Below are 4,212 nucleotides of genomic sequence, written 5' to 3'. Positions count from 1 at the left end.
GGGCGCATAAGATAAAAGTGAAGAAGGACAAGGTAATAGAGCCATGGTCTTCCCGGCGATGTAGCAGTTCCCTTTGAAATAGAGTAGAGAAATGGCCTAAGATTTCCTCGTAAATCCTACAAAAAGGAGGAATCTTAGGCCATGCATAATGATACTAACATTGTATCACAAGGTGCAAAGAATATCGAAGGTATTTTAAGGAAATTCGTTGAACAGGCTGATGCTAAACGGGAAAAGGGCGAGCTGAATGTTGATTCGGTGGAGATTCTGATGGAGGAGGCCGTCTCCGCAATCACTAAGATTGTCTTGGATATGGGCGGGGCTGTTCTCTCTGAGGTTGGGCCCCAAAATGCCGAGGAAGCACGCTGTCCTATCTGTGGCAGGAGGATGACCAAGAGCAAGGCGGATTCACTGATAAATATACTCTCAATGTTGGGTCATATACCGATACGCAGGGACTACATGCATTGCAGGGCCTGCGGGAAGGGATACGGCATAATCGACGAGCAGATTGGCATCGATACCGATCACAGGATGACTAAAGGGATGATAGACCTCATAACCTACACGGGCCAATTATTGGGGTCATTTGATGAGGGTAAGAAAACAATAGAGAGGTTCTTCAAGTTCTTGGGTTTGAGTATCAGCCATAAGAGCATACAGGTGGTGTCCGAAGAAATAGGCAAAAAGGTATATGAGAAGGATTTGGCTGAGGCGGAATACCTCTATGAGCATCAAGATAAGGCTGTTGAATACATTCCGGAGGATAAGAAAGAAGAAGGGGTCCTTTATATTTTCATGGACGGATCATTATTAAATACCAGGGATGAGGATCAGACCGGGCAGACGTGGAGGGAGGTTAAAGTAGGTCTACTCTTCAGGGATAGGGATGTCATAAAGGCTGGCAAGGAGAAATCGGAGATACAGAGGAAGAGGTATGTGGCTTATGTGGGGGAAGCGCAAGAATTCAAGAAGTTTCTATGGGCAGCGGCAGTAAAGGAGGGTTACGGAAGGATAAAGAAGGTAGTGATCATTGGAGATGGTGCGCAATGGATATGGAACATTGCTTGTGAGCTATTCCCCGATGCCGAGGCCGAGATTCTAGACTACTATCACTTGAGCGAGAATGTAAATGAGTTTGCCAAGTTCTTGTATCCGGAGGACGAGGTAAACCGGAAGCGATGGGTAAAAGAGGTGACAGAGCATATTTATGAGGGCCGAATAGATGAAGCGATAAGGATGGCGGAGGGAAGGATGCCGAAGGCGGGATTGCCTAAGGAAGTAGTAAACCTGCCTCATTACCTGAGTGTTAACAGGGAGCGGATGAGGTACAAGGAATTTGAATCTATGGGGTATTTTATCGGGAGCGGTTCAGTAGAGAGTGGGCACAAGGTAGTTATCCAGAAGAGGATGAAGCAGCCGGGTATGAGATGGAGCCTGGAGGGGGCCCAGTATATCGCGAGTTTGAGGGCAAAGTATAAGAGCGATCTATGGGATGAAGTTACAGGGTGTATAGCTGGTTGACGCCGGCCCAGTGGAGATAGTTAAGAGGCAGGGAGAGCCTGGGTGTACCTTTCGCATACCCATTTGTACTGGGGAAGGCCTCCATAGGAGTAATGTCTTGGGTGGATAGATGGGATCTGGCAGGACTGCCACCTTGATTGGGAGCATGATCCCTGTACTGCCAGTCGGTTCATCTTCTGGATCATAAAGAAGTTATGCGCCCCTGACGCAACAAGGGCTTGCATTCGGGGAAGATTTACGCTAGAATATAGACACAAGGTAGGCAAATTGAATCTCATGTGCGGGCGGATGTAGTTTAGTGGTAGAACATCGGCTTCCCAAGCCGAGGGTCGCGGGTTCGAATCCCGTCATCCGCTCCATTTCTATGGTGCCGACGTAGCTCAGCAGGCAGAGCGGCGCACTCGTAATGCGCAGGTCACCGGTTCGATCCCGGTCGTCGGCTCCAAGTATTTCAAGGGTTCCGGGGGCTTATCGGGCCTCCCCCGGGGACCGTAAAGACCAGGTTATAGTCACGATATGCGGGCCCGTAGAAGGGCCGTTCCTCAGCCTGCTTCGCCTCGGCGTCCTTTTTGGTGCCGCGAGATGTAGCCTCTCATGGGATCACCTCAATACCTTTGCCTGTATTGGGGTCTTGGGATGATCTATAGCATTCTTAAAGGAAACCCTCATTGATCAAATGTTCCTTTACGGGGCCCCGCCCTACCCGGCTGGCTGAGAGCCGTCGTTGGGTTTGGAGAAGGCGGGGCGGGGAGTAGTTGAATTGATCATGTCTTCATCCGGCTCCGGGCTGCCTATTGCGGAGGATTGCATACGCTACAAGGAGCATACCCTCTCGCCTTTGCATCCTCCAAACTTATCGGTATACAGCTCTTGGAGAGGAATCGGCAACCCAGCCTGTGGTACTTGCTCCCACTTTTGGTTATGTAGACAGTTACCTGCTTTTCTTCGGTTGGCTGTGGTGCTGGTTCGCTGGCTGTTTCGCCGGCTGCTTTGGTTGTTATATAAACACAGGATTCATTGGGTTCCCACCTTACATCGGCGCCTAAGGCTTCGGCGACCACGCGCAGCGGAACCATGATTTGGCCGTCAATTAGCCGGGCTTGGACGGCCGGGCTCAACTCTATCCCGTTTACCACAATACGTATCGGTGAGACAGCGAAGGCAAGCCCTGCAAGACTGAGGAAAACGGCAACACCCACGAGTATGCTCCGGAATACACGCATGGCCATAACCCTCCTGATTCTTTTGTTGACTGGCTATCGGCGCAACCTAGCTTCCTCCCGTTGTCTTACCCCCACTGAGCTCCTCCAGGAGTTCCTTGACATCAGCATATTCGGCATCCTCAATGTAGACCTTGTTGAGCTGCTGGATCGCCTTCTTCACCTCCCCAAGTTCTTTATAAGTCACACCCAATAGGTACCGGAACAACTTCATGTGTTCATCGGTCATCTTTCGCTTGTTGCTGGAGCCTTTCTCCAAAACCTCGAGGGCAAGTTCAGGCTTGTTCAAGCCTAGAAAGGCTGAAGCCAGGGCGTTGATGACTACCAGCTCCTGCTCTACCTCTGTTGGCAAGGACTGCAAGACTTCGATCACTTTCTCATACTCCCGCAGGAGTCCGAGTCCGAGGGTGTTGGCGTAGTTTGCCTTGGCCACATAGTCGTCGGGCCTGGCAGCCAGATACCTTTCAAACACCTTGGCCGCTTCCTGGTAATTCCCGAGGTTCCCACCTTCGTTGCCATCCCAGCAAGTCAAAATCTGCCCCTATTTACATTTCATAGGCGGCACGTTGATCTCCTTCGGTATCACCCCGACACGCTGTGCCCAGACCAGCACTTCAGATTTGAACACGTCTATGGGCACCAGCTCCTCCAGGGGTGACCATTCAGGTGCAGCACTCTTTCTCACGCTGACCTCCTCCCCAGCATCCTCATGATGCGCTCCGCGAATTCGGCCACCCGCTCGATCCCGGCCTCCAGCAGCGCCATGCTGTCAGATTTTCGCTCTCCGCCGTGTTCGGTAGGCCTCGGCCACCTCCCGAGCACACGCGTCCGGGTTTTTGAGGATCGTGCGGCCCCACCCCAGTAGGTGAAGACCAGCCAGCCGCGGGTCTGGAGGTAGTTGCGCTTCCTGGCTGTCAAGTTCCAGCGTGTCCGGGTTGCCGTGATACGCAAAGCCGTCGCAATAGACGGCCAACCTCACATCTGGCCAGGCGAAGTCGGGAACCGTGACAAGGCGCCCTTCTTCGTCGCCGATGTCGTAGTCCTTCTCTCTAGGTGGGATGCCGGTACGCTCGAGCTCTTCTATCTGGTGGTCGATGGGCGCGGCAGAAAATACACAACATCAAGGGAAACCTGGATGAAAAAGTAACGGCAAGGGATGGCGATTCAACGTGTTTGCTCCTTGCCAAATAGATACTGTAGTAGGGGCGAGTGGGCCAAACTACTTGGCCGATTTCTCGAGTTTGGCGACCCTTGCAACAAGGTAGCGGGTGTCGGTAGAGATGTCGTCGAGTTTGCTTTCAATTCGGTCGAGTCTGTCGTTTTGGACCTCCCGGTCATCGAACAGGGCGCGAACCTTATCAATGACCTCGGTTTCAAGACGGGCTTCAAGCCGCAGTTGGCCTTTCTCTACACGGACTCGAGGCGCTGCTCGACGTTTCCAAGACATGATTCGAGCCGTATCTGGCCC

7 protein-coding genes and 2 tRNA genes are annotated in these 4,212 nt (G+C 52.3%); 4 read left to right on the top strand and 5 right to left on the bottom strand.

Annotation, left to right across the window (positions count from 1 at the left end; translation table 11 throughout):
• The first annotated feature begins 141 nt into the window (after positions 1-141).
• From HPY71_15570 to HPY71_15560, 3 genes are all read left to right on the top strand, one after another.
• Positions 142-1,524 (top strand): ISKra4 family transposase, encoded by a 1,383-nt coding sequence (locus tag HPY71_15570; GenBank protein NPV54906.1) that lies wholly within the window; start codon positions 142-144, stop codon positions 1,522-1,524.
• 284 nt (positions 1,525-1,808) lie between these two features.
• Positions 1,809-1,883 (top strand) — tRNA-Gly (locus HPY71_15565).
• A gap of 10 nt (positions 1,884-1,893) precedes the next feature.
• Positions 1,894-1,969, top strand: a tRNA-Thr gene (locus tag HPY71_15560).
• 346 nt (positions 1,970-2,315) lie between these two features.
• On the opposite strand, the gene HPY71_15555 is transcribed toward HPY71_15560, so the two are convergent.
• From HPY71_15555 to HPY71_15540, 4 genes are read right to left on the bottom strand one after another with little or no spacing between them, the layout of a single operon-like run.
• The gene (locus HPY71_15555; GenBank protein NPV54905.1) at positions 2,316-2,747 is read right to left on the bottom strand and encodes a copper amine oxidase N-terminal domain-containing protein; all 432 of its coding nucleotides are present in this window, start codon (positions 2,745-2,747) and stop codon (positions 2,316-2,318) included.
• A gap of 46 nt (positions 2,748-2,793) precedes the next feature.
• A complete protein-coding gene (locus HPY71_15550; GenBank protein NPV54904.1) occupies positions 2,794-3,276 on the bottom strand; it encodes a tetratricopeptide repeat protein in 483 nt (160 codons plus the stop codon).
• Positions 3,277-3,285: 9 nt separating this feature from the next.
• Complete coding sequence (locus HPY71_15545) at positions 3,286-3,429, bottom strand: hypothetical protein (GenBank protein NPV54903.1); 144 nt, start codon at positions 3,427-3,429, stop codon at positions 3,286-3,288.
• A complete protein-coding gene (locus tag HPY71_15540) occupies positions 3,426-3,662 on the bottom strand; it encodes a hypothetical protein (protein ID NPV54902.1) in 237 nt (78 codons plus the stop codon). The genes HPY71_15545 and HPY71_15540 overlap by 4 nt, the downstream gene beginning before the upstream one ends.
• A 22-nt stretch (positions 3,663-3,684) precedes the next feature.
• Here HPY71_15540 and HPY71_15535 point away from each other — a divergent pair, with 22 nt between their 5' ends.
• Positions 3,685-3,891: a hypothetical protein gene (locus HPY71_15535; protein NPV54901.1), complete on the top strand. Its 207-nt coding sequence runs from the start codon at positions 3,685-3,687 to the stop codon at positions 3,889-3,891.
• Positions 3,892-3,963: 72 nt separating this feature from the next.
• Here HPY71_15535 and HPY71_15530 read toward each other — a convergent pair whose 3' ends face one another.
• A complete protein-coding gene (locus HPY71_15530) occupies positions 3,964-4,191 on the bottom strand; it encodes a hypothetical protein (protein NPV54900.1) in 228 nt (75 codons plus the stop codon).
• Between the last annotated feature and the right edge of the window lie 21 nt (positions 4,192-4,212).

The sequence above is a fragment of the Bacillota bacterium genome (assembly GCA_013178125.1).
GTDB lineage: Bacteria > Bacillota > SHA-98 > Ch115 > JABLXJ01 > JABLXL01.
This window is presented reverse-complemented; position numbering and strand designations above follow the sequence as displayed.